The sequence below is a fragment of the Alteromonas mediterranea DE genome, assembly GCF_000020585.3.
GTDB lineage: Bacteria > Pseudomonadota > Gammaproteobacteria > Enterobacterales > Alteromonadaceae > Alteromonas > Alteromonas mediterranea.
Genome location: NC_011138.3, coordinates 1,616,451 through 1,639,483, shown reverse-complemented (window position 1 = coordinate 1,639,483; position 23,033 = coordinate 1,616,451). Strand labels below are relative to the sequence as shown.

At 45.3% G+C, this 23,033-nt stretch carries 22 protein-coding genes and 8 tRNA genes; 18 read left to right on the top strand and 12 right to left on the bottom strand.

Annotation, left to right across the window (positions count from 1 at the left end; translation table 11 throughout):
• Positions 1-2 precede the first annotated feature (2 nt).
• The 9 genes from MADE_RS07390 to MADE_RS07350 all read left to right on the top strand — a co-directional run bounded on the left by MADE_RS07390 (position 3) and on the right by MADE_RS07350 (position 2,529).
• Positions 3-79: transfer RNA gene (locus MADE_RS07390), tRNA-Met, on the top strand.
• A gap of 35 nt (positions 80-114) precedes the next feature.
• A tRNA-Leu gene (locus MADE_RS07385) sits at positions 115-199 on the top strand.
• A 4-nt stretch (positions 200-203) separates the two neighbouring features.
• Positions 204-279 (top strand) — tRNA-Gln (locus MADE_RS07380).
• Between the two features lie 35 nt (positions 280-314).
• Positions 315-399: transfer RNA gene (locus MADE_RS07375), tRNA-Leu, on the top strand.
• Between the two features lie 2 nt (positions 400-401).
• Positions 402-477 (top strand) — tRNA-Gln (locus tag MADE_RS07370).
• A gap of 52 nt (positions 478-529) precedes the next feature.
• Positions 530-606, top strand: a tRNA-Met gene (locus tag MADE_RS07365).
• A gap of 34 nt (positions 607-640) precedes the next feature.
• A tRNA-Leu gene (locus tag MADE_RS07360) sits at positions 641-725 on the top strand.
• A gap of 3 nt (positions 726-728) precedes the next feature.
• A tRNA-Gln gene (locus MADE_RS07355) sits at positions 729-804 on the top strand.
• Between the two features lie 318 nt (positions 805-1,122).
• Positions 1,123-2,529, top strand: a complete 1,407-nt coding sequence (locus tag MADE_RS07350) for an alanine/glycine:cation symporter family protein (protein WP_012517928.1) — start codon at positions 1,123-1,125, stop codon at positions 2,527-2,529.
• Positions 2,530-2,655: 126 nt separating this feature from the next.
• Here MADE_RS07350 and MADE_RS07345 read toward each other — a convergent pair whose 3' ends face one another.
• Together MADE_RS07345 and MADE_RS07340 are read right to left on the bottom strand one after the other, a co-directional pair.
• Positions 2,656-3,312, bottom strand: a complete 657-nt coding sequence (locus tag MADE_RS07345) for a cupin domain-containing protein (RefSeq protein WP_012517927.1) — start codon at positions 3,310-3,312, stop codon at positions 2,656-2,658.
• A 50-nt stretch (positions 3,313-3,362) separates the two neighbouring features.
• Positions 3,363-3,983: a flavin reductase family protein gene (locus MADE_RS07340; RefSeq protein WP_012517926.1), complete on the bottom strand. Its 621-nt coding sequence runs from the start codon at positions 3,981-3,983 to the stop codon at positions 3,363-3,365.
• Between the two features lie 87 nt (positions 3,984-4,070).
• On the opposite strand from MADE_RS07340, the gene MADE_RS07335 reads away from it, so the two are divergent.
• Positions 4,071-4,628 (top strand): acyl-CoA thioesterase, encoded by a 558-nt coding sequence (locus tag MADE_RS07335; protein ID WP_012517925.1) that lies wholly within the window; start codon positions 4,071-4,073, stop codon positions 4,626-4,628.
• A 167-nt stretch (positions 4,629-4,795) separates the two neighbouring features.
• Here MADE_RS07335 and MADE_RS07330 read toward each other — a convergent pair whose 3' ends face one another.
• Together MADE_RS07330 and MADE_RS20680 are read right to left on the bottom strand one after the other, a co-directional pair.
• The gene (locus MADE_RS07330; RefSeq protein ID WP_012517924.1) at positions 4,796-7,357 is read right to left on the bottom strand and encodes a TonB-dependent receptor plug domain-containing protein; all 2,562 of its coding nucleotides are present in this window, start codon (positions 7,355-7,357) and stop codon (positions 4,796-4,798) included.
• Between the two features lie 584 nt (positions 7,358-7,941).
• Positions 7,942-8,112 carry a hypothetical protein gene (locus MADE_RS20680; protein WP_012517922.1) on the bottom strand — a complete coding sequence of 57 codons (171 nt, stop codon included), beginning with the start codon at positions 8,110-8,112 and terminating at the stop codon, positions 7,942-7,944.
• Between the two features lie 171 nt (positions 8,113-8,283).
• On the opposite strand from MADE_RS20680, the gene MADE_RS07325 reads away from it, so the two are divergent.
• Complete coding sequence (locus tag MADE_RS07325) at positions 8,284-8,484, top strand: hypothetical protein (protein WP_232362921.1); 201 nt, start codon at positions 8,284-8,286, stop codon at positions 8,482-8,484.
• A gap of 71 nt (positions 8,485-8,555) precedes the next feature.
• On the opposite strand, the gene MADE_RS07320 is transcribed toward MADE_RS07325, so the two are convergent.
• A complete protein-coding gene (locus tag MADE_RS07320) occupies positions 8,556-9,107 on the bottom strand; it encodes a carboxymuconolactone decarboxylase family protein (RefSeq protein WP_012517920.1) in 552 nt (183 codons plus the stop codon).
• Positions 9,108-9,259: 152 nt separating this feature from the next.
• Here MADE_RS07320 and MADE_RS07315 point away from each other — a divergent pair, with 152 nt between their 5' ends.
• Positions 9,260-9,850, top strand: coding sequence for a TetR/AcrR family transcriptional regulator (locus MADE_RS07315; protein WP_012517919.1), 591 nt, complete (start codon positions 9,260-9,262; stop codon positions 9,848-9,850).
• 78 nt (positions 9,851-9,928) lie between these two features.
• On the opposite strand, the gene MADE_RS07310 is transcribed toward MADE_RS07315, so the two are convergent.
• The 3 genes from MADE_RS07310 to MADE_RS07305 all read right to left on the bottom strand — a co-directional run bounded on the left by MADE_RS07310 (position 9,929) and on the right by MADE_RS07305 (position 11,872).
• The gene (locus tag MADE_RS07310) at positions 9,929-10,411 is read right to left on the bottom strand and encodes a hypothetical protein (RefSeq protein ID WP_012517918.1); all 483 of its coding nucleotides are present in this window, start codon (positions 10,409-10,411) and stop codon (positions 9,929-9,931) included.
• A gap of 85 nt (positions 10,412-10,496) precedes the next feature.
• Entirely contained in the window at positions 10,497-10,673 is a 177-nt protein-coding gene (locus MADE_RS20675) for a hypothetical protein (RefSeq protein ID WP_012517917.1), read from the bottom strand.
• The gene (locus MADE_RS07305; RefSeq protein ID WP_012517916.1) at positions 10,673-11,872 is read right to left on the bottom strand and encodes an FAD-dependent monooxygenase; all 1,200 of its coding nucleotides are present in this window, start codon (positions 11,870-11,872) and stop codon (positions 10,673-10,675) included. Before MADE_RS07305 ends, MADE_RS20675 begins: the two co-directional genes overlap by 1 nt.
• A gap of 318 nt (positions 11,873-12,190) precedes the next feature.
• Between MADE_RS07305 and miaB the strand changes: the two genes are divergently transcribed.
• The 5 genes from miaB (at position 12,191) to lnt (ending at position 17,839) form a co-directional block, all read left to right on the top strand.
• The gene (gene miaB, locus MADE_RS07300; protein ID WP_012517915.1) at positions 12,191-13,624 is read left to right on the top strand and encodes a tRNA (N6-isopentenyl adenosine(37)-C2)-methylthiotransferase MiaB; all 1,434 of its coding nucleotides are present in this window, start codon (positions 12,191-12,193) and stop codon (positions 13,622-13,624) included.
• A gap of 28 nt (positions 13,625-13,652) precedes the next feature.
• Positions 13,653-14,774, top strand: coding sequence for a PhoH family protein (locus MADE_RS07295; RefSeq protein ID WP_012517914.1), 1,122 nt, complete (start codon positions 13,653-13,655; stop codon positions 14,772-14,774).
• Entirely contained in the window at positions 14,771-15,247 is a 477-nt protein-coding gene (gene ybeY, locus MADE_RS07290) for an rRNA maturation RNase YbeY (protein WP_012517913.1), read from the top strand. The genes MADE_RS07295 and ybeY overlap by 4 nt, the downstream gene beginning before the upstream one ends.
• Before the next feature lie 115 nt (positions 15,248-15,362).
• Positions 15,363-16,220, top strand: a complete 858-nt coding sequence (gene corC, locus MADE_RS07285) for a CNNM family magnesium/cobalt transport protein CorC (protein ID WP_012517912.1) — start codon at positions 15,363-15,365, stop codon at positions 16,218-16,220.
• A gap of 104 nt (positions 16,221-16,324) precedes the next feature.
• Entirely contained in the window at positions 16,325-17,839 is a 1,515-nt protein-coding gene (lnt, locus tag MADE_RS07280) for an apolipoprotein N-acyltransferase (RefSeq protein WP_012517911.1), read from the top strand.
• A gap of 149 nt (positions 17,840-17,988) precedes the next feature.
• On the opposite strand, the gene MADE_RS07275 is transcribed toward lnt, so the two are convergent.
• From MADE_RS07275 to MADE_RS07260, 4 genes are all read right to left on the bottom strand, one after another.
• On the bottom strand, positions 17,989-18,303 hold the full coding sequence (locus tag MADE_RS07275) for a type II toxin-antitoxin system RelE/ParE family toxin (protein WP_020743263.1): 315 nt from the start codon (positions 18,301-18,303) through the stop codon (positions 17,989-17,991).
• On the bottom strand, positions 18,303-18,500 hold the full coding sequence (locus tag MADE_RS07270; RefSeq protein WP_232363109.1) for a prevent-host-death family protein: 198 nt from the start codon (positions 18,498-18,500) through the stop codon (positions 18,303-18,305). Before MADE_RS07270 ends, MADE_RS07275 begins: the two co-directional genes overlap by 1 nt.
• A gap of 242 nt (positions 18,501-18,742) precedes the next feature.
• Entirely contained in the window at positions 18,743-20,881 is a 2,139-nt protein-coding gene (gene pta, locus MADE_RS07265) for a phosphate acetyltransferase (protein WP_012517909.1), read from the bottom strand.
• Positions 20,882-20,925: 44 nt separating this feature from the next.
• On the bottom strand, positions 20,926-22,107 hold the full coding sequence (locus MADE_RS07260) for an acetate kinase (RefSeq protein ID WP_012517908.1): 1,182 nt from the start codon (positions 22,105-22,107) through the stop codon (positions 20,926-20,928).
• Between the two features lie 414 nt (positions 22,108-22,521).
• Here MADE_RS07260 and MADE_RS07255 point away from each other — a divergent pair, with 414 nt between their 5' ends.
• Positions 22,522-22,971 carry an Hsp20 family protein gene (locus tag MADE_RS07255; protein ID WP_012517907.1) on the top strand — a complete coding sequence of 150 codons (450 nt, stop codon included), beginning with the start codon at positions 22,522-22,524 and terminating at the stop codon, positions 22,969-22,971.
• Positions 22,972-23,033: the final 62 nt, after the last annotated feature.

Genomic DNA, 23,033 nt, shown 5'->3' with positions numbered 1-23,033 from the left:
AAGGCTACGTAGCTCAGTTGGTTAGAGCACATCACTCATAATGATGGGGTCGCAAGTTCGAATCTCGCCGTAGCCACCAATTCTCTATTGTCTCTTTTAGGAAAGTCTAGCTGCGCGGAAGTGGTGGAATTGGTAGACACGCTGGATTTAGGTTCCAGTGCTTCACGGCGTGAGAGTTCAAGTCTCTCCTTCCGCACCACGACTGGGGTATAGCCAAGTTGGTAAGGCAGCGGGTTTTGATCCCGCCATTCATAGGTTCGAGTCCTGTTACCCCAGCCATTCTTTTTTGAATGACTATTATAGCTAGCGTCTACGCGGAAGTGGTGGAATTGGTAGACACGCTGGATTTAGGTTCCAGTGCTTCACGGCGTGAGAGTTCAAGTCTCTCCTTCCGCACCATTTGGGGTATAGCCAAGTTGGTAAGGCAGCGGGTTTTGATCCCGCCATTCATAGGTTCGAGTCCTGTTACCCCAGCCATATTCTTGAGAAGCCGCTCAACGAGCGGCTTTTTATTGAAAATAAAAGTTAAGGCTACGTAGCTCAGCTGGTTAGAGCACATCACTCATAATGATGGGGTCGCAAGTTCGAATCTCGCCGTAGCCACCAACTTTTACTTATTCCTTTATTGGAAGTCTACATTGCGGAAGTGGTGGAATTGGTAGACACGCTGGATTTAGGTTCCAGTGCTTCACGGCGTGAGAGTTCAAGTCTCTCCTTCCGCACCAAATTGGGGTATAGCCAAGTTGGTAAGGCAGCGGGTTTTGATCCCGCCATTCATAGGTTCGAGTCCTGTTACCCCAGCCATATTTTTGAAAAAACCGCTCTTTTGAGCGGTTTTTTTGTTTATATTGGCATTCTTTTATAGCGTTGCTTTTCCTTCCCCTTTAAATGAATAAATTTTCTATATACGAGCATAAAACGTCATAGTTTCAGTACGTTTTCATTGTCCAATCATTTAATTGTCGTGCTAGTATTGGGCTTTATCGATATAGCTCGGCATACTCAACGTTTTAGCAAATACCGTTTTGCATAAAGCTTACGTTTGTTCTGACAACGCACCTGTCATGTTCAGTTCATATTTACACGCCGAGCAATAATTAAAACAATAACGAAGGAAAGTGCGTGATAAACGAATTCGTTTCATTAGTTAATAATATTCTTTGGGGTGACGGCCAGGTACTTATCATCATGCTGCTAGCGTGTGGTATTTGGTTTACCGTAAAACTTGGCGGTGTACAGCTTCGGCACTTCGGTCATATGTTCAGCCTACTGAAGGGCAGTAACACCTCTAGTAAAGACGGCATAAGTTCATTCCAAGCTTTGTGTACCAGTTTATCGGCTCGCGTGGGTACCGGTAACTTAGCTGGCGTTGCAGTTGCTATATCACTAGGTGGCGCTGGCGCAATTTTTTGGATGTGGATGATAGCCCTTCTAGGTATGGCCACCGGTTTTGCTGAAAGTGTGTTAGGCCAGCTATACAAAGTACGTGACGAAAACGGCGAGTTCCGTGGCGGCCCTGCTTACTACATCAAGCAAGGGCTCAATAAAACCTGGTTAGCTGTCGCTTTCTCGCTTTGTTTGTTCTTTGGCTACGGGTTTGTTTTCAGTGCTGTTCAAGCTAATACTATTACCGATGCACTAAACAACGCTTACTCGTTTCCCAGTGAATATGTGGGCTTAGCCATTATTGCACTCGCCGCCTTAATTGTTGTAGGTGGTTTACGAGGCATTGCGCGCTTTGCTGAGTTTGTCGTGCCGTTTATGGGCATTGGCTACGTGCTTGTGGCATTGGCTATTACCTTTATCAATATTTCAGAACTTCCGGCCATGCTGCTTGATATCGTGAAATCAGCATTTGGTTTACAGGAAGCAGGTGCCGGTGCATTAGGTGCTGCCATTAAAAATGGAATCCAGCGTGGCCTCTATTCAAATGAAGCGGGTAGCGGCTCTGTACCGCACGCAGCGGCAAGTGCGGTTCCAAACCCTAACCACCCGGTATCGCAAGGTTACATTCAGATGCTAGGTGTTTTCTTAGACACACTAATATTGTGTACGTCTACGGCGTTTATTATTCTGCTAGCGGGCGGTTCAAGCTCTGATCAAATGGAAGGCATTCGCCTAACACAAGATGCCATGAGCAGTCATTTAGGTGAAGGCGGTACCGACTTCGTGGCAGCCGCCATTAGCTTGTTTGCTTTCACCTCAGTAGTGGCAAACTACGCCTATGGCGAGAGTAACCTGCACATGTTTAAGCTAGATAACAAAATAGGCCGTGCGGCTTATACCATAGGTTATTTAGGTATGATTTATTGGGGCGCTCAGGCAGCACTACCTCAAGTGTGGGCCATGGCCGATATGGCGTTGGGCTTAATGACAGTAATTAACATTATCGCCATTGTGTGGATGACACCTACGATTGTGTCTATCAGTAAGGATTACTTCAAGAAAAAAGACAGTGGCCAAAAAGTGGAATACAAGGTTGGCGATTGTGAGATACAAGGGAAGTCTGAAAAAGGTATTTGGGACTAGTCACCACGCTTTACTTTTATTCAGCACAACAGAAAGGCTAACTGCAAGTTAGCCTTTTTTAGTTTCTAACGTTCAGTCAAAACATAAGCTTTATCAATGAAACTTTTGATAAATTGCGGTGGCGAGTTACAACGCCACCGGCAAGTGCCCTGTCTTCACCCAGATTACGGTCTCTTCGTCAACGTATGGATGATGCTGACTCATATGCGGGCTTCTTATCCATGTACCCTTGGCGTATTCACCATGCTCGTCTTTAAAGGTCCCCGACAGTACAAATATTTCTTCTCCACCGAAATGCTTGTGGGGCTTAAATACCTCGCCAACAGGCCATTTAACCAGCGCTACATGTTCATGCTCAAAATTGTGGAGTGGCATCACCTGTAGGCCGCCCTGCCCTTGCAGCCACTCTGCCGTATTAGTGTTTACCCTAACTTCGCTTAAATCGCGCTTATCAAACTGATTGAGTTTAACCAAGATCACACAGCCTTCGTTACTAAACGGGCTGTGTTTACTGCCCGGAGGATTTCGCAAATACGTGCCCGCCGGATAATCACCGTGCTCGTCAGAAAATACACCTTCTAATACGAGAATCTCCTCACCATAGGGATGGCTATGCTGTTTAAAGCTAGCGCCCGGCTCATATCTCACAACGCTAGTCGTGTGTCCCGACTCCTTAGCTTCTCGCTCCAATGGCTTGCGCCAAACCGTAGCGGACGGCGACGGCTGCCACTCTTGCTTCTGCGTATTAATAGCTAGGCGTTCATCAAAGTTCATATTTAACATTTAGGTCACCGATTGGTATTGGCGCGTTATCGCTATTTTATTAAAGACCGCTACTCAGGTCTTAGCATTTCAAAGAAGTTTTCTTGAGAAATCGTATAGTAATCTCCCTTCCCTCCACCACGGCTCACAGGCGCGCTTTTAAGCGTGCTGTAAACGCCGTTTTCGATAAGCGATTTGTCAATATGAACGCCCACTACCTCGCCCATAATAAACCAGCTATTCACGTCATCGCCTGAGGCTGATTTTAGCTGTACCACATCAGTAAGCTTGCATTCCATACTAACTTTGCTGTCTTTTACGCGTGGAACCTGCACTATTTCACTGTCTACAGTCTGAAGCCCTGCATGGTCGAACTCGCTCTCCTCTGGGGCCAGAGGCTTACTGGTTGTGTTCATCGCATTGACCAAATCTTCCGATACAAGATTCCAGCAAAACTCACCGGTTTCCTGTACGTTGATTAGCGAATCTTTTTTACTGCCTACCACTGAAAAACCAATAATCGGTGGCGTATAGTTTAGCGCGTTAAAAAAGCTGTAAGGCGCGAGGTTAAATACTCCATCTTTCGATCTTGTCGAAATCCAACCAATAGGTCGCGGGGCAATGATGGCGTTAAACGGGTCATGTGCCAGACCGTGCCCGTTTTTAGGTTGGTAAAAATGCGTGTGTGACAAAACCATTCCTTAAAAAGTGTGATAGTGTAATTGATAGCTCTGATATGACTACGTCTCCTCCCGTTTTCAAGATTAATAAGGTAGTTTATGACTGCACGCAGTGTCGCATTTTCCAGAACCCGACTCACAGAACTTATGGTGCCCTCCTTCGCTAACTTTGGTGGCAAAGTGCATGGCGGCGTCATTTTATCTTTAATGGACAAAGTGGCCTATGCTTGTGCAAGTAAGCATGCTGGCGCATATTGCGTAACCGTTACGGTTGATGGCGTAGAGTTCTTACAGCCCGTTGAGGTTGGCGATTTACTTCATCTAGATGCTACTGTTCACTATGTTGGGAATACATCGTTAGTGGTGGGCATTAAAGTAACAACGGAAAACATAAAAACCAACGAAGTGAAGCATACCAACAATAGCTTTTTTACTATGGTGGCCAAAGACGACAGCGGTACGCCGGTTTCTGTCCCTGAACTTGAACTCACGAACCATTATGAAATGCGCAATTTTGTAACCGCTATTCGCCGCAGTAAAATTCGCAAAGAAGCACAAGTTAAGCTTCAGCGTGATTATGATGCTTTCATTCCTAAAGAAGATTTTGCGCTAGTTGATGCACACCGATGTGTATTGACGTTCGATAGAGACAGCTAATCGGACTTGCTTCAGCCCCTGTTTCAAATGATAGCTGCGTTAACCTTAGCTTCAGCACGAAAGATATAGGTTTGGTAAACGCAAGTGTTTCATACTGGCGCTAAACAAAAAAAGCAGGCCAAATAGGTCAGCCTGCCTTTTGTTTTTATCCGTGTTTTACCGCAGTGTTAGAAGCGATACGCAACTTTGCCGTATACAAAACGGCCTGTGAAGCCGTAAGGCGAGAAGCCTGAGTATGAGAATAAACGAGAGAACGTAGTTACATCGTCTACCAAATCTCGGGTTGGCTCTGGGTATACATCGAATACATTGTTGGCACCTACCGATACGGTTAACCCTTCTGTCAACGCTATACGAACATCCAAGTCAGTGATCCATTCCGAAGGAAGAATTTCGTTGCGGGCTTCAATTGAAGAAGGATCTTCCACTTCACCATAGCGTGTGGTGCGAAGCGTAGTGGTGTAACGGTCGTAGTTCCATGTAACGCCCAAGTTTAACTTACTGTCTGGCGAGCTCGTTTCGAAACGGCGAAGTTCGACGTCGCTGAACAAGTTATCTTGGTCAAAGCCTGCATTTTGAAGCACTTCAGGCGCATCGATTACGCTGGTTACTTCATTGTCGTTAAAGTTAGCACCTGCGTTAAAGTTAAACGCACCGTAATCTGCCGTGTTCAATGTATAGGTAGACACAATATCAACACCCTCAGTACGGGAATCTATGGCGTTTAAGAAGAAACGCGCCTGATTAGCACCCGTGCCTTCTAGTAGTGCTTCAATTGCTTCACCCGATAGGTTGTTAGACAGTACAATACGGTCATCAATATCGATGCGATAGAAATCTACCGTTAAGTTAAAATCAGCCGTTGGAGAATATGTGAAGCCCGCGCTGTAGTTATCCGACTCTTCTGCATCTAAACCTGGGCTACCCAGCGCCTGTGCCACATCGCTTGAAGGTGCAAAGGTCCCGGTTTCAGTTGGCTCGCCGTCAACAAAGACGGTAGCAATTGAGGTGAAAAACTGCTGTTGAAGCGACGGAGCTCTAAAGCCTGTTGATACCGACGCGCGAAGTGCAAACGCATCGCTTAAGGTTACACGGTGCGACATCTTCCAGTTGAACGTGCTGCCAAAATCAGAATAATCTTCATAACGACCGGCAACAGCAACGTTCCAGTTCTCTACCACATCAGCTTCCAAGTCTACATAGAAGCTATAGTTGTGACGGCTGTTGTCACCGGCCGACTCTGGTGTAAAACCAGGGAACACTTGAGAGCCTGCTGCACCAAACGGCCCGTCAACGGGGTCGGTCACAGCTCCGCCTGGACCGAAGGCACCTTGGATGTACGAGTTCTCTTCACCCGCTGTAATATCATAACCTTCGTGGCGATATTCTGCGCCCATTGCAAAGTTCATTTCGCTGTAAAACAGCCCTGTATCGACCAGACGAGATGCGTCTGCATTAATGATAGTCGTATCGTACTCAAGGGTACCCGCGTCAAACTCAGTCTGACTTGTAGGGCCAAGGGATGTATTTAGCGTGTTAACAACACCGTACTCTAGCTCGTTACCGCCGTGCGTAACTGATAGGTCATAATTCCATACATCACCGTAGCCTTTAATTCCGGCGATAAGCGACATATCTGTGATGTCGGTCTGAATAGCAGGTAAGAAGCCGTCAGGGTAAATTTCAACAATGTTGCGCGAGTCTTGTGCACGGCGATAGAAACCACTGCCTAGCGAGTCACGGGTGCTGTAGCCTGCTGTAGTGTAAAACTCGACGCTATCGGTAAGTGCTTTACCCGCATTAATAAACAGCGCGTAGTCTTCTACCTCACCATTACCGTATACGTGATTATAGCGATTTACTGTGAGTTCACGTGGGTCGAGGTTGCCTTCTGCATCACGAGCATAGTTTTCTCGCTGATCGTAGTCGGCACGATTTGCTTGGCCGCGGTCGCGATATTCACCTGAAACATTTACAAAGCCATCGTCGCCCCACTCAAAACCCACGTTTCCACGAAGGGTAAAGGTTTGGCCGTCGGTTACCTCTCGGTCACTTCCTTCGGTGAACGCTAGGTCGCCGTTAGCGTCAATAGCAACATTTTCAAGGTTTGGCACGCCGTCCATTGTAGTAACGTTAGCACCGTAGGTTGCCGATACTTCACCGCCTTCTGCAGCATCTTTAAGCACAATATTGATAACGCCCGCAATAGCGTCAGACCCGTACTGAGCTGCTGCACCGTCACGCAATACTTCAATTCGTTTGATGGCATTAGCTGGAATAGCGTTTAAATCTACCGCTGATGATCCGCGACCCACCGAGCCGTTTAGGTTAAGTAGCGCAGATGTGTGACGACGCTTACCATTGACCAGTACAAGGGTGTGATCGGGGGCTAAACCGCGAAGCTGAGCTGGGCGCACGTGGTCCGTACCATCGGTAACTGAAGGCTGCGGAAAGTTAAAGCTTGGCAGTAACTGGTTAAGGATCATGTTGGTTTCAGTTAAGCCTGTAGCCTCAATAGATGAAGCGTCGATAATATCGATAGGTACCGGGGAATCATTGACGGTACGCCCTACTCGACGTGAACCTACAATTTGGATTTGTTCAACATCCTGCTCATCGATAGCGGTTTGCTCTTGAGCAAAAGACGCGCTAGAAAAAGATATTCCGGCGATTGCAGAAGCAATTAAGGAAAGCTTAAAAACAGAAGCGTTAATTTTAGCCTGTTGCATTGTGATGTTCCTGAATTTTATGTGTTTACTTCAAGGAAGAGAATTTCGCTTATGGCAAGCGCTTTAGAGCGCACTTACCAAGTGCTTCTTCTTTCTCGTTTAATTTAGGGTTAATGCTAAACGCTTGTTTGAACTACAAGACTTATTTTTATAGACGTGAAACCAACGGGGTTTATGCGCTGAGTTAAGCACAAAATAGCGGGGCTATACAATACTAAAGTAGTAATAAAAGTGTAAATTCGACAATATGCAGAATCTAGAGGATGAGGAGGTATAAACTAACAAAACGGTTCGCTTAGCGCTTAAGTACCGCATATTTTAATTGCGAGTGTAGCTCGACGGTAATTAAGGCTGGTGTTAATAGGAGCGACAAACAACTATTTGCCGCGCCTAATGAGTAGAGGCTCTGCCAAAAAGCTTACGCTTTTTTAAGCTTCTTTTTTAATTTTTTAAGCTTGCCTTCCTGCTTAGAGATTTTAGCTTTAGTTGCTTTGATTTCTTTTTTTAGCTCTTTTTTCTTAGCCATAATAACTATCCTTTCGATTTATTGTTCTTTCGTAGTGTTTTACTGCCAATAGCAGCACTTAGAGCCCATCGTGTTTTTCGATGAACTCGCGGATGAAGCGCCTAACTTCTCGAGCGGCAGACGTATCAAGCGCTTCGCAGAGTTCAATAAACTGAGCGCGCTCTTCATCGTTAATCCGAATAATCATTTGACTATTCTTTTTCTTCTTTTTGTTGTTTTTCTCAGACATGTAGCGCCCTTATAGGCCAAAACGACTTCATCCGTATAACTAATGTATAGCTTTTGTATATACAATTCAAGTGGCCGCTGATCCCTTTGCTAAAGTTTGTCATAAAAAGGTCATAGAATATTAATTGCATTGACTTGTTCGATTGTCACAATTGAACGCGTTTACCAACAGATGATTAGAAGAAGTACCATGATTGATACACAGTCTTTCGCACACCTTTCATGTTTAATCGAAGGCATCGCACTTGTTAAACATTCAGAGAATCGCTCCAGCCAAGATTTGAAAACCCTTTTAGAGAGCCAGGGTTACGATGCAGCAATAGCGGCAAATACCGCTGAAGCACTTAGCGAACAGCTTCAATTAGCCTCATAAAGAAAACGGAAGCCGAGGCTTCCGTTTTGCACATTTCGCTAATTGTCTGGTTCACGTAATTGAATTAAGCCTTACTTTGGCGACCATTCAAACTTTTTAAACGGCTCGTCTACTGGCGTTTCAGCTAGGTGATTCGTGTAGTTACTCATCACTTTTTGCGCCAATACCAAGATAATTTCTAACAGCTGTTTGTGCGCATACCCAGCATCATAGAATGCCTTAAGCTGAGTTTCTTCAACATTACCACGACCACGCGTTACCGCGAGTACGGTTTCTTTTAACGTGTTGAGTTTGCTATCTGAAAGAACTTCATCGTTACGGAGCTCTTCAATTAGCGTATCACTTACATTCATACTTTTTGCAATACCTGTATGCGCCGGTACACAGTAGTGACATGCATGTTCAACGTTAATTGACTGCCATACTACGGTAAGTTCATCTGCGCTGAACGACGTTTCTTGCGCTAGCTTGTGCAGTACTTGGTAGCCTTCTAGCAATGTTGGCGCCTCTGCCATAACGGCATGTAGGTTGGGCAGCATGCCAAATGCACTTACCGAGTTATCAATGAGTGGCTTTGCCGCCTCCGGTGCCGTGTCTTTCGTATGTAATGTAAAATCGTTCATATCACTCTCCTATTGATGTGACTAGAAACTTAAATAACCCTTCTGGTTACTCTTACCTCTTTGGTATGACATTAATAATAGGTTTACTTGAACGATCGTTCAAGCGATAATTGAACACATGTTCAAAGTATTCACGTATAAGGTATGCAGCAATGAAATATGACCACGATGAAATAATCGAAAAAGCGACCACACTTTTTTGGCAGCGAGGCTTTCAAGCTGCGGGTATGCGTGATATTCAACAGGCATTAGACATGCGCCCCGGTAGTATCTACGCGCGCTTTCAAAGTAAAGAAGGATTGTTCAAGCTTGTTGTGGAACGCTATGCAGAGAACAGCGCAAAGCGATTAAAGCAGGTGACAGAAGCAGAATCGCCTTTAAATGCGCTTTATTGCTTTTTTGAAACAGCATTGACTGTGCCTAATGAGCAGCGCTATATGCGCCAATGCTTGCTAGTAAAGTCTATTGCAGAATTAGATATCATTGGTGATGTCGCCAAAAAAGCGGTGCTTGATAGTATGCAGACCCTTAAGGCTGGCTTTAGCGATATTATTGAAGCCTGTATCGAAAACGGTGAATTGCCTGCACATACGCCAACTACATTAGCTGCGGACTGGCTTCAAAATCAATTCGTGGGTTTGCGTGCGTTCGCCTTAATGCAAGACGAAAATAAAGCCACTATTCAAATGATCGACAAAGTAATGATCGACTTAAAAGGGCAATGGCCTCAAAAAACGCGTTAATGTGAATGACGGCTCAAAGGCGCTGAAACAGCGTATTTTCACAACGAGTGCTTTAAAAGCCGTTGCATAGAATATGGTTTAATCAAACATGCGACTTGGAATAACTCTCTTTAACCAAGCGAAAAGGTTATTATTGTTAGCTTTTGAATCAACTCGGGTTCGCTTAATTTCAACCCACTGTTCTTGTTCAATAATCACGTTACCATCAACAAAGGGGACGTATAATTGATCACCTTCAAAGTGGCTTCTAAACTCTAAGTAAAAGTCGCCGTGCAGCTCCTCAAGTAGGGCATCGGATTCCCCCAAACCGTCGGGCAGAAAATAATGAAACTGAGTAAGAACAAGCCTTCCTTCAGCGTTTAGCTGGTAACTGCCCGCATAGCCACCCCAACAGGCAGACATCACCTCAACCTTTTCGGGGTCAGGTGTACTCTTCAACTGATAAAAGTTTTTCTCACCTTCGTCGAATGGGTGCCCTTGCCAAATATAATAAAGGCTATAGCCTTTTAAACTAACCAACGGGCATTGATTAGAGAACCCTTGCGAGAATTGTACGGTCATTCCTTTGAACCTTTTTTAATTATGAGCTGGGTTCGCTTAAACAAGTGAAATGTTTTTGTGCTTTTTCAAATCTAAGCAAAGGCTTTTAAGAGAACAACAAACGCAATAATTGCGCAATAAGCAATATCCCCATTAACGGCCAGATCCACTTCGCCCATTTAGCCGCATCTTCACTACTTATACGCATTTTAGAGCGCTCTATTAGCGGTATAATTAATGCCAGTGCACCAAACAACACCGCCAGTAAAATTAATACTTCCATTATCGTAACCCTATCGCATATTTAAGCACTTGTTGTTTAGCAGGCTCGATGCGCTGCGCCACAGAAAGTAGCTGGTTTCTTACCCATTTAATGGGGGCAATATCGTTGCTAAACAAGGTATAAAACCCATCCATTGCGCTCATCATTACCACGTTATCTCGCTTTCGTGGCCTTTCATAGTCGCCTACAAGCATTTGCAAAAATAGGTTATCCGTTAGCGACAGCTCACCAGTGCTGTGGCTGGCATTAACCTTAGCGGTAACAGATAAAAACGCCTCTACGTCTTTGAAACCTAAATTCACGCCCTGCCCAGCCAATGGATTAATGGTGTGCGCTGCATCGCCAATTAACACACAGCAGCCTTTAACATAGTGTTTAGCATGAGAACGAGTAAGCGGAAAAACCGCTTTGTCTACAACAGAAAAGCTGTTGTCATTTTTAGTGAGTTCATCAGGAAAAGTGTTAAGAATTTCACTCTCAAGTTGGCTCGCTTTTAAACTTTTTATGCGTTTGAGTTCGTCGGGCGAGTCGTACCACACAAGCGAGGCATAGTTGTCGAACATAGGCAAAAACGCTTTTGGGCCGCTTGAGGTAAACTGCTGCCAGGTCACAGGTTCTACAGGCTTTTCCATTTTGATTGTGATACCCATTGCCTGTTGGGCATACTGCCAACCTGTGGTGCCGATACCGGCCGCTTGTCTTACCTGAGAGTTTGCACCATCAGCACCAATAAGCCAATTCGCCTCGATAGTTCTGCCGTTCGATAGGTTAACGGTAGCAGTATTGGCTAACAGAATGTCTTGCACCGTTTGGCCACTAATAAGCTCAACATTCTCATACTGTTTTAGTGCTTCGTGGCAACCTAGTTGCAACAATCGGTTTTCTACAAAGTAGCCAAGCTGGGGCATATCGATACTTTGTGCGGTGAAGTCTGTTCGATGCGCAGGGTCGTCCCACACGCTAAGGCCCGTATACGGCTTTACACGCATAGCGGCAATATGCTCCCAGGCGCCCAGTGCTTTTAAAAGCGTAACGGAAGCTTCGCTTATTGCCGATACCCGCAGGTCAGGTCCATCACCGTGGTGAAAAGGCTTAGGCAAGTGAGGCTCTATAACCACTACCTTGTAGTGCTGCTGTGCAAGGCCTAGCGCCAGCGCAGCCCCCACCATTCCACCGCCATTTATACAGAAATCGACCATTTACTCTCCTTAAAACACGCACTTGCATTATGTCGTAAAATACCAAGCCCTGTGAAGTAAAACGTCATACCGTTTAGAGGTAGATCATAGCGTTAGATCAAAAATTCACTAATCGTCGCAATACACTGGGAATATGCATACATAACAGGTAAAATATGCGGCTATTTTGAACATCTTCTTGTAACTGACATTGTTAGTTGTTTTTTGCGGGCTATTTTGATGTGCCCGATTAAGAACACATGGGCAGATGCTTTTGTCTTTACCCACGTAAAACTGCATTCACTTACAAGAACACTAACAGGTTATCGAATAGTTGTTATGACTAAAAAGCTGTATATCAAAACCTGGGGCTGCCAAATGAACGAGTACGACTCGGAGAAAATGGCAGACTTACTAGACTCAACACACGGCTTTAGCGCTGCACAAAGTGCTGAAGAAGCCGACGTTATTTTGCTTAACACCTGCTCTATCCGCGAAAAAGCGCAGGAAAAAGTGTTTCATCAACTTGGCCGTTGGAAAACCCTCAAGCAAGATAAGCCAGAACTTATTATTGGTGTAGGTGGCTGTGTAGCCTCACAAGAAGGCGACACTATTCGTCAGCGCGCGCCATTCGTAGACTTGGTTTTCGGCCCGCAAACACTACACCGCTTGCCTGAAATGATTAACGAACTTAAAGGCGGCGCAAAGTCAGTGATTGACGTGAGCTTCCCTGAAATTGAAAAGTTTGATCGCCTGCCTGAGCCGCGCGCTGAAGGCCCAACCGCGTTCGTTTCCATTATGGAAGGCTGTTCAAAATACTGTACATTCTGCGTAGTACCTTACACCCGTGGTGAAGAGGTAAGCCGCCCTGTTGATGACGTATTGCTTGAAATTGCACAGCTTGCTGGCCAAGGCGTACGTGAAGTAAACCTTCTTGGTCAAAACGTAAATGCATACCGCGGTGAAAACTACGACGGTACGATTTGTCGTTTCTCTGAGTTACTTGAACTCGTTGCAGCTATCGACGGTATCGACCGCATTCGCTACACCACGTCGCACCCGGTTGAATTCACCGACGACATCATAGATGCGTACGCCTCAATTCCAGAGCTTGTTGACCACCTTCACCTACCGGTTCAAAGTGGCTCAGACCGCATATTGAACCTTATGAAGCGCGGTCATACGGCATTAGAATACAAATCTAAAATGCGTAAGCTGAAAAAGATTCGCCCGAACATTAGTTTGTCGAGCGACTTTATCATTGGGTTCCCTGGTGAAACCGATGCTGACTTTGAAGCCACCATGGATTTGATTCAGGCCGTTGATTACGATCTTAGCTTCAGCTTCATTTATAGTGCCCGCCCTGGTACACCAGCGGCTGATGCTGTCGACGATGTAACGGAAGAGACCAAAAAGCAGCGTCTTCACCTTCTACAGCAGCGTATTACGCAACAAGCATTGCGCATTGCTCGTCACATGGTAGGTACAGAGCAGCGTATTCTGGTTGAAGGTCCGTCAAAGAAAAACCCAATGGAGCTTTCTGGACGTACTGAAAATAACCGGGTGGTAAACTTTGAAGGCACACCTGACATGATTGGCGAATTCGTTGATGTAAACATCACCGACGTGTTTACCAACTCACTACGTGGTGAAGTTGTGCGCAGAGAGAGTGAGATGGGCTTGCGTGTTGCCGTTTCGCCCCAATCTATTATGGCAAAGCATCAGGCAGATATGCCCGATGAGCTTGGCGTGGGTCAATTTAGCCCAGCCTAAATACATTTAAAGCGAGGATAAAAGTAGCTTGAGTACATTGGTTAGTAACGAATTTGATTTAGAACCGTCAGATAGTAAGCGTTTGGCGAGTTTGTGTGGCCCCTTTGACGATAACATCAAACAGATAGAGCGCAGGCTAGGCGTAGAAATTACCTACCGAAATAACGCGTTCAAGGTGTTGGGTGAACCGCAGCAAATAAAAAGTGCTAGTGAATTACTTAAGCTTCTTTATATAGAAACACAGCCGATTAAAGGCCGTATTCCAGAGCTTGAAGCAGAACAAGTTCACTTAGCCATTCAAGAAGCCCGGGTTATTGAGAAAGACGCAACCGGTGGCTATGGCAAAGAAGTGAATATCAAAACTAAGCGCGGCGTGATTAAGCCGCGCAACCCCAACCAGGCGCAATACGTGGCGAACATTGTTAACCACGACATTACCTTTGGTATTGGCCCTGCGGGTACAGGTAAAACCTATCTCGCAGTAGCTGCGGCAGTAGACGCACTAGAACGCCAAGAGATACGCCGCATATTGCTCACCCGCCCTGCGGTGGAAGCTGGTGAAAAATTAGGTTTCTTACCCGGCGATTTATCGCAAAAGGTCGACCCGTACTTACGCCCTCTTTACGACGCCCTATTTGAAATGCTGGGCTTCGAGAAAGTTGAAAAGCTTATGGAGCGCAATGTAATTGAAGTGGCTCCGCTGGCTTACATGCGTGGCCGTACACTTAACGATGCCTTTATTATTCTGGATGAAAGCCAAAACACCACGGTAGAGCAAATGAAAATGTTCTTAACCCGTATCGGCTTTAATTCGAAAGCGGTGATCACCGGTGACATCACACAAGTAGATTTACCTCGTGGCGCGAAATCTGGCCTGCGCCATGCCATCGAAGTATTAAGCGAAGTGAACGATATATCGTTCAATTTCTTTCATGCAGAGGACGTGGTACGACACCCTGTAGTTGCTCGCATTGTGCGTGCTTACGAGATTCACGACGCGGAACAAGAGCGTCTTCGCAAAGCGCTTAAAGAGGAAGCTTTGCAACTTCAGCGTGAGCAAACCGCCCAAGACGCGCAAGCTAATGCGTCTGCGCAGTCAGCGCAAAACCAGTCTAACGCGTCGCCCGCAAAAGGCGATAGCGCATCGTGACCGCTATTATTGATGTACAACAAGCATTCGAAGGTGAAGAGGTCATTTCAATTGACATCCCTTCGCCTGCAGAGCTTGAGTTATGGGCCAACGCTGTTCTTAAGTACGAAGGTTTAAGTGATCAAGAAGTCACTATTCGCTTTACCGATGAAGCGGAAAGCCAAAGCTTGAACAGTGAATATCGCGGTAAACACAAACCTACTAATGTATTATCTTTTCCTTTTGAAGCGCCGCCAGGTATTGAAATTAACCTGCTTGGCGATTTAGTTATTTGTGCGCCCGTTATCAGCCGTGAAGCTGAAGAGCAGGATAAGCAAGTAAGCGATCACTACGCACATATGACAGTCCACGGCCTCTTGCATTTAATGGGATATGACCATATAGACGATGCAGAAGCCGAGGAAATGGAAGGTAAAGAGATTGATATTCTTGCCCAATTAGGCATTGATAACCCCTACGACGCTGACGAGTAAAAGTCATCACAATCCATTGTTATATATAGCATTTAACACTTAATAACAATAAAACATTGACGCCCAGCACGAACCATTTTAACGTTGGCGTTGAACTAACAATTAAACGGACATTATGAGCGACGATAATCCTCACTCTACCAACGGCTCATCAGGCAAGAGTTGGTTAGATAAACTAAAAAATTCGATTTCTGGCGAGCCGAGAAGTAAAGAAGAGTTAGTATCGGTTATTACCGATGCTGAACAGAATGACATCATAGACCCACAAACCCGTGAAATGATTGAAGGGGTAATTGGGGTAAATGAAATGCGAGTAAGGGATATCATGATCCCTCGCGCTCAAATGACCACCATAGATGTTGAGAAGAAGGTAGAAGAATTCCTGCCTCTCATGCTTGAATCTGCCCACTCCCGTTTTCCTGTTATTAGTGAAGATAAAGACCACATCGAAGGTATTTTGCTTGCAAAAGACCTGCTTGCGTTTGCTTTTAATGCAGAAAAAGAATTTAACCTGAAAGATATTTTACGCCCTGCGGTCATTGTCCCTGAGAGTAAACGGGTTGACGTACTGCTAAAAGAATTTCGTCAACAGCGCTACCATATGGCCATTGTTGTGGATGAATACGGCGGCGTATCGGGTCTTGTCACCATTGAAGATATTCTAGAGATTATCGTGGGTGAAATTGAAGACGAATACGATACCGAAGAGGACGGCACCGACGATATTCGCCCGCTGAATAAGTCGACCTATTCCGTTAAAGCGCTTACCCCGGTAGACGACTTCAACGAATTTTTTGAAACCAAGTTCAGTGAAGAAGAAGCGGATACCATTGGCGGAATAGTACTTAAAGCGTTTGGCCATATGCCTGAAACCAACGACGAGATAACCATTGGCGATATTCAATTCAAAGTCACCAACTCGGACAAACGTCGGCTTATTCAGCTTAAAGTGTCTGTGCCTTCACTTGAATAATGCAGTAACTTAGCAAGCGCCTTTTTCCTTGGGCGAAATAAAGCATGACGCTTTCGCCCTAGGTTAATTATAACAACCTTAATAACCACCATCAGATCACACCTATGCTGAAACGGTTTTTCCCCCATCTCCTTCTTATTTTAAGCGGCGCCAGCTTAACGCTAGCTTTTGCACCTTTTAACATGTGGCTGTTAACTATTCCTGCACTCGCGCTGGCGATACGACAGGTGATTAAGCTCAAACATCGCCCGTTTTTTGCCGGATGGCTATTTGGTGCGGGCTGGTTCGGCGCAGGCATTAGTTGGGTACACGTCAGTATTGCCGACTTTGGTGGATTACCTCTTATCGGTTCCATTGCCTTAATGGCATTACTTTGTAGTTACTTGGCGCTATATCCAGCGCTCGCCACTAAACTCACCGCCAAGTTTTTTTCGCCCCTTTTATGGCCCATGGTACTGCCTTTTTTCTGGGTTGTGGCCGAGTGGTTGCGAAGTTGGATGCTAAGTGGCTTTCCGTGGTTATCTTTAGGCTATAGCCAGCTAGAAAGCCCACTGTCTGGCTTTGCCCCTGTTATTGGTGAAACAGGAATAAGCGCGCTTATCGTTATTAGCGCTACCCTATTTGCGCTGATTCACAATAGGCGAACTTTCGCCAACGCATTGCTGGTTGCGCTGTGCTTATTTACCAGCGGCTATCTGCTTAAACAGCATACCTGGGTTACGCCAGAAAAGACCTACTCGGTAGGCATGGCCCAAGGCAATATTGCACAAAGTTTACGGTGGGTACCTGAGCAAGATGGCCCTACCATGGATACCTATTGGAAGCTAACCGAAAGCTTATGGGATAACGACCTGATTATTTGGCCAGAGGCGGCGGTTCCCAAGCTTGAACCATTGGCGCAACCCTATCTTGCCAAGGTTAATGAACGAGCCTTTACAGAAAACACCGCTCTTATAACTGGTATTGTTAACTATAACTGGGAAACTGACGAGGCGTGGAACAACCTTATTGTGCTTGGTAAACGCACGCCAGATGCTACGTCCCCTGAGTATCAATATTTTCACAGTAACCGTTTTTCAAAGCACCACCTTTTGCCTGTAGGTGAGTTTGTGCCTTTTGAAGATTGGCTTCGCCCCCTTGCCCCCCTATTCGACTTGCCCATGTCGTCATTCTCTCGGGGTGATTATCAGCAAGCCAACTTAGAAGCCAATGGTATTCATCTGGCACCCGCTATCTGTTTTGAAATTGCGTTTCCCCATCAAGTAATGGCAAACGTATTTGAAGATACCGACATGATCATTACAGTAAGTAATGATGCGTGGTTTGGACATTCTCACGGCCCTGCTCAGCATTTGCAGATTGCGCAAATGCGTGCCCTTGAATTAGGCCGCCCTGTTGTTAGGGCTACAAATAACGGCATTACCGCCTTTATAGACCACAAAGGCGAAGTGACAACGCGCTTGCCTCAATTCACGGCAGGTAACATTTCAGCGCCTGTTGTCGTAACTCGCGGATTTACACCGTACTACCATCTACAGGAATTAGGTGTTTGGCTATTAACGTTATTTCTTTTAGCGTCTGCGATAACACTTAAGAGAGCCGATATCAACCGCAACTAAGCCTATAGAGCACAATCTGAAAGGTATTTTGGAAAGTTAAAAAATATCGGCTGCAGCATTTACTGTTCTGAAGTGGAGAACTGATATTTATGGGGCAAAGCTGCCCTTAAAAAACGATTCGGTGTAGTTAAACGTAAGTTTTTACCTAGTTACTCCGACGGCCGACTGCTCACCGACATTCTTGAAACCGTATCCATACTTTCGTGTAATACGCGCACTATGAAGATGTTTGAGCCACTTACCTCATAGGCTATCAAGTGATTTTTTATTGGCATAAGTCTGAACGGAGCAACATTTTTATCTTGATATTCTGGGTAGCGGTAAGGGTTTGAGGAAAGTAAAGAAATTGCATCATACAGGCCATCTAAGTACCTGTCGGCTAATGACTCGTCCCATACTTTGTGGCCATAAAGCCAGATATCGATTAAATCCTCTTTTGCAAGATTCGATATCGTAATATGCATCAATTATCGACTCGTTCCTTGGCCTCATTTTTTATTGCTTCTATGTCTAAAGTACCAGCTCTGCCACTTTTCCTTCCTTCTTGGACGGCCGAAACTAGCGCTTGACGTTTAAGCGCTGCGTATTCTCTACTGGACAGTAATACACCTTGCTCTTTACCGTTTCTGGTAATTGAGACTGGCTCAGATTGCACACTCATTAGCAGCTCTCCGAATGAATTTTTAGCTTCAGTTGCTGAAATGACTTTCATAGACCTGTTCCCCACTTGATATGTGATACTTCCAAAATAGCTAATCTACCTATTTTGTTCAATAAACTCTTTCAATCGTGCCGAAATGACTAAATCAAAAAGCGTTGGTTGGAGCTTTACTTTTGGAAAAACGGCGCCTTACATTTGGCGCCGCTCTCATTTAATGTATGTGGATTAGACGCTAAATTTTATTAATTACCTGCCGCCTGAATAGCAGTAAGGGCTATGGTAAATACAATATCATCCACCAACGCACCGCGACTTAAGTCGTTGACTGGCTTTCTCATGCCTTGCAGCATAGGGCCAATACACACTAAGTCGAAGCTGCGCTGCACCGCTTTATAAGTAGTGTTTCCGGTATTGAGGTCAGGGAACACAAACACGTTTGCTTTACCCGCAACCGGGCTGTTTGGTGCTTTGCTCTTACCTACGCTCTCGATTGCTGCTGCATCATATTGTAGCGGGCCATCGATGAGTAAATCAGGGCGTAATTCTTGTGCAATTTTAGTTGCTTCGCGCACTTTCTCTACGTCACTACCTGCACCTGACGAGCCTGTACTGTAGCTTATCATTGCCACACGCGGCTCAATACCAAACATCTGTGCAGATTCTGCAGATTGAATAGCAATGTCGGCCAGTTGCTGCGCGTTAGGGTCTGGGTTTATCGCACAGTCGCCATATACCAATACTTGATCAGGCAACAGCATGAAAAATACCGATGATACCAAAGATGCATTCTCTGCCGTTTTAATAAGCTGTAGCGCTGGACGAATGGTATTGGCGGTGGTATTAACTGCACCAGAGACTAGCCCGTCAACGTCGCCTTGCTGAAGCATCATAGTGCCCAACGTAACGTTGTCATCCAGTAGCTCTTTTGCTACCACTTCAGTCACACCTTTGTGGCCGCGCAGAGCCACTAAGCCTTCAACGTAGTCATCTTTTATCTCACTCGGAGAAACAATTTCTACGCCATCGCTCAATACTACCCCTTGCTGCTCTGCAACACGGCGAATTTCTGTCTCATCGCCAATGAGTACCGGTCGCGCCAAACCGCGCTTTGCACAAATTGATGCCGCAACTACCGTCCTTGGCTCACAGCCTTCAGGCAGCACTACGCGCTTGTTAACTTGTCTTGCGCGGTTAGTCAGATAAAAACGAAACGCAGAAGGCGATAGCTTTTTCTGGCGCGATACTTTTTGCGTAAGCGAATTTACCCAGCTTGCATCTAAACTTTCAGCGGTATGCACCATCACTTTTTCAATACGCTGGCTGTCGTCAACCGGCACTTCCTGATTGAAAGCATGCAGTGATTGAGCCGTTTGCCATGTATTCGAATTTACCAACATAACGGGTAACCCCGTTTCCATCGCTTGGCTGCACAGTGCCATAATGTTTTCATCTGGTTGATAACCACCAGTTAAAAGCAGTGCACCTAATTTAGTACCGTTTAACGCAGCTAAACAACACGACACAAAAACATCGCCGCGATCACCAGACATTACAAGTAGCGCGCCGGGTTTTAACGTATGCGTCATGTTGTGAATTTCTCGCGCGCAAAAGGTTACACTGCTTAAGCGACGCTCGGACAATTCACCCTCATTTAACAAGGTAGCATTGAGGTGTTTAGCGACATCGGTAGCACGAGGAGAGACTAAGTCAGCACTCCAATCAATGGTACCAAGTAAGCTTAAGCCTTTTTTGAAAATAGGTAATTCGCGAAGGGCTTGCGTACGCGCTTCGTCATGTTCAGGGGCCTCTATAGCACCAATATCGGCGCGCAGTCGACCGTGTTCATCAAACGGCGCGTTGACCTTGTTGAAAATACAGCCTACTACTTTTTGGCTTTTATGACCGCCGTAGGTATCTACAACAATTTCAAGTCGGTGGTTAATATCAGTTGTTGAATCGTTACCTGGCACGGCAACAAAGACAATATCTGCATCTAACGCACGGCTTATTTCTAAATTCAATCGTTCAGCGTAAGGGTGATGGCGAGTGGTCACTAACCCTTCGATAACGGTAACAGCGTCTTGTACGCTTTTCTCTTCAAAGCGTTCGATAATTTCTTCAAGTAGCTCATCGGTGCTGTCGTTGCTGATCATGCGCTCAACATAGTCGAGTTCAAACGGCGTTATCGGCGATACGCTAGCGTGATGGGCTATGATTGCGGTGGAGCGTTCTTCACCGTTATCACCGCGGCGCGGTTGCGCTACGGGCTTGAAAAAATTTAGTTTTATACCTTGTTCTTCTATAGCGCGAACAAGGCCCATGCTGACCGTTGTTAGGCCCACACTGGTGCCAACTGGGATCAACATAATTCTGCGAGACATATATACTCCTGCTTTAGCTTACAGATTGCTATTGCGTGTTCAAATTACGCGAACGTAGCGGCTTCCGCGGCAATAACCCACTCTTCGTTAGTAGGTACTACGTAAACGGCGGTCGATGCGTTTTCTGCTGATATTTTTCCGCCCTGACCAAATCGAGCATCCGTATTCTTTTGCTCATCTAACGTAATGCCGAAATGAGCAAAGTAACCCATGGTGGTCTCTCTGATAAGCGATGAGTTTTCGCCTATACCGCCTGTAAAGACAATAGCGTCTAGCGTTGGAACCGCTACCATATAACCAGCAATGTACTTCGCTAAGCGATAGCAGAAAATTTCAATGGCTAACAGTGCACCTTCATGACCTTCAAGGGCGGCGTCTTCCAGCGTTCTACAATCATTACTCAACTCTGAAATACCCAGTAAGCCAGACTGTTTGTTTAAAAGGTCACTAATTTCATCGGCGGTTTTGCCTAACTTTTTCTGCAGCGTACCTGGCAAGCTTGGATCGATATCACCACAGCGCGTCCCCATTACCAAACCTTCGAGAGGAATAAAGCCAAGGCTGGTATCTACCGCCTGCCCTTTTTCGATGGCAGAAACGCTACAACCATTACCTAAATGCGCGCTGATAATACTGGTATCTGATACCGGCTTATTAAGTATTTTTGCCATGCTATCGAGAATAAACTTATGGCTGGTACCGTGAAAACCGTAGCGCCTTATGCCGTGTTCGCGATACAGCGACATGGGGAGGGCGTAAATAAAGGCTTTCTTAGGCAGAGTTTGGAAAAAAGAAGTATCAAACACCACTACGTGCGGTAAATCCGGGTAAGCCGCCTGTGCGGTAACAATACCTTTTAAATTCGCCATGTTGTGAAGCGGCGCCATGCTTGCGTAATCTTCAATGGCTTCCAATACGCTGTCGTCGACAAGCGCAGCCCCTTTAAACTTTTCACCGCCATGCACTACGCGGTGGCCGATTGCAATCGGTTGAACACCTGTACTGGCAATTATCTCTGCAATCGCGTTAAGCGCTTCGGTGTGACCTGCTTTTTCAGGTAAGGCTTGTTTCTCTTTTTTGCCGTTAAGCTTATAAGATAAGCTAGCATCGCTATTGCCTAACGCTTCTGCAATTCCAGTAAGGCCCGCTTCGCCAGTTTCAGCATCAATAATGGCAAACTTGACTGAAGAGCTGCCACAGTTCAAAACAATAACTTCTTTTTTCATTTCGTGTAATTTCAATTAAAGTGGTAATACATTGTGTTTGGCCAATTGTAGCATTTCTAATCAATTAACGTGGTTAAACAAATGCTAAATGTTTTATAAAAATCATCGCATACACTTGTTTAATTTAGGGTCTTTATCCTCATTCATTAATTTCACCCGACCTGCTTTTATCAAAGAAACGCGTTTGCCATTCTTTTACCCGCCTTATTTTAAAAAAAATAAATCTAATAAATTCATATAGATGAGAATTATTTTAAATTTTTTTCAAAAAATACAGTGATTGCGTGTTGAAAAAGATTTGGGCTATCCCTACATAGTATTTGTCGGCGCTGAAAGGTCAGGTCGACAAAACCGCCGCCGCAATGTCGGGGCATTTAAACTTTAAACATATTGCTTAATTTTGAGGATATGACTATGCGTACTATCGATCTATCTCCACTTTACCGTTCATTTATTGGTTCTGATCATCTTGCATCTCTTGTGGATGCGGCGTCTCGAGCAGAAAAACAAAGCACCTACCCGCCTTACAACATTGAGTTACTTGGCGATGACAAATATCGTGTAACCATGGCCATTGCGGGCTTCAGTAAAGATGATGTGACTATTGAGGTTGTAGAAAACACACTATCAATCACAGGCACTAAGAAAGCTGAAGGGGAAGACAAGGAAAATAAAGAACGCAAGTTCTTACATAAAGGCATTTCCGAGCGCAATTTTGAGCGTAAATTCCAGCTTGGCGATCACGTAAAAGTGTTAGCCGCTGATATGGAAAATGGCTTATTACACATCGATATGGAGCGAGTCATACCTGAAGCCAAGAAGCCTCGTCAAATAGAGATTGGTTCTCGATTACTCGAAAACTAAATTAATTGTTTCTTGGTTTGTTTCCCAACTTTTAGCGGCGCCTTACGGCGCCGTTTTTTTGC

Bases quoted from the DNA above. Each gene is read 5' to 3' on its own strand.
- MADE_RS07310 (WP_012517918.1), bottom strand. From the start codon at position 10,411: ATGACCGTACAATTCTCGCAAGGGTTCTCTAATCAATGCCCGTTGGTT.
- MADE_RS20680 (WP_012517922.1), bottom strand. From the start codon at position 8,112: ATGTCTGAGAAAAACAACAAAAAGAAGAAAAAGAATAGTCAAATGATT.
- MADE_RS07260 (WP_012517908.1), bottom strand. From the start codon at position 22,107: ATGAAAAAAGAAGTTATTGTTTTGAACTGTGGCAGCTCTTCAGTCAAG.
- MADE_RS07320 (WP_012517920.1), bottom strand. From the start codon at position 9,107: ATGAACGATTTTACATTACATACGAAAGACACGGCACCGGAGGCGGCA.
- MADE_RS07315 (WP_012517919.1), top strand. From the start codon at position 9,260: ATGAAATATGACCACGATGAAATAATCGAAAAAGCGACCACACTTTTT.
- lnt (WP_012517911.1), top strand. From the start codon at position 16,325: ATGCTGAAACGGTTTTTCCCCCATCTCCTTCTTATTTTAAGCGGCGCC.
- MADE_RS07325 (WP_232362921.1), top strand. From the start codon at position 8,284: ATGATTAGAAGAAGTACCATGATTGATACACAGTCTTTCGCACACCTT.
- MADE_RS07255 (WP_012517907.1), top strand. From the start codon at position 22,522: ATGCGTACTATCGATCTATCTCCACTTTACCGTTCATTTATTGGTTCT.
- pta (WP_012517909.1), bottom strand. From the start codon at position 20,881: ATGTCTCGCAGAATTATGTTGATCCCAGTTGGCACCAGTGTGGGCCTA.
- MADE_RS07345 (WP_012517927.1), bottom strand. From the start codon at position 3,312: ATGTTAAATATGAACTTTGATGAACGCCTAGCTATTAATACGCAGAAG.
- MADE_RS07330 (WP_012517924.1), bottom strand. From the start codon at position 7,357: ATGCAACAGGCTAAAATTAACGCTTCTGTTTTTAAGCTTTCCTTAATT.
- corC (WP_012517912.1), top strand. From the start codon at position 15,363: ATGAGCGACGATAATCCTCACTCTACCAACGGCTCATCAGGCAAGAGT.
- MADE_RS07270 (WP_232363109.1), bottom strand. From the start codon at position 18,500: ATGAGTGTGCAATCTGAGCCAGTCTCAATTACCAGAAACGGTAAAGAG.
- MADE_RS07305 (WP_012517916.1), bottom strand. From the start codon at position 11,872: ATGGTCGATTTCTGTATAAATGGCGGTGGAATGGTGGGGGCTGCGCTG.
- miaB (WP_012517915.1), top strand. From the start codon at position 12,191: ATGACTAAAAAGCTGTATATCAAAACCTGGGGCTGCCAAATGAACGAG.
- MADE_RS20675 (WP_012517917.1), bottom strand. From the start codon at position 10,673: ATGGAAGTATTAATTTTACTGGCGGTGTTGTTTGGTGCACTGGCATTA.
- MADE_RS07275 (WP_020743263.1), bottom strand. From the start codon at position 18,303: ATGCATATTACGATATCGAATCTTGCAAAAGAGGATTTAATCGATATC.
- MADE_RS07335 (WP_012517925.1), top strand. From the start codon at position 4,071: ATGACTGCACGCAGTGTCGCATTTTCCAGAACCCGACTCACAGAACTT.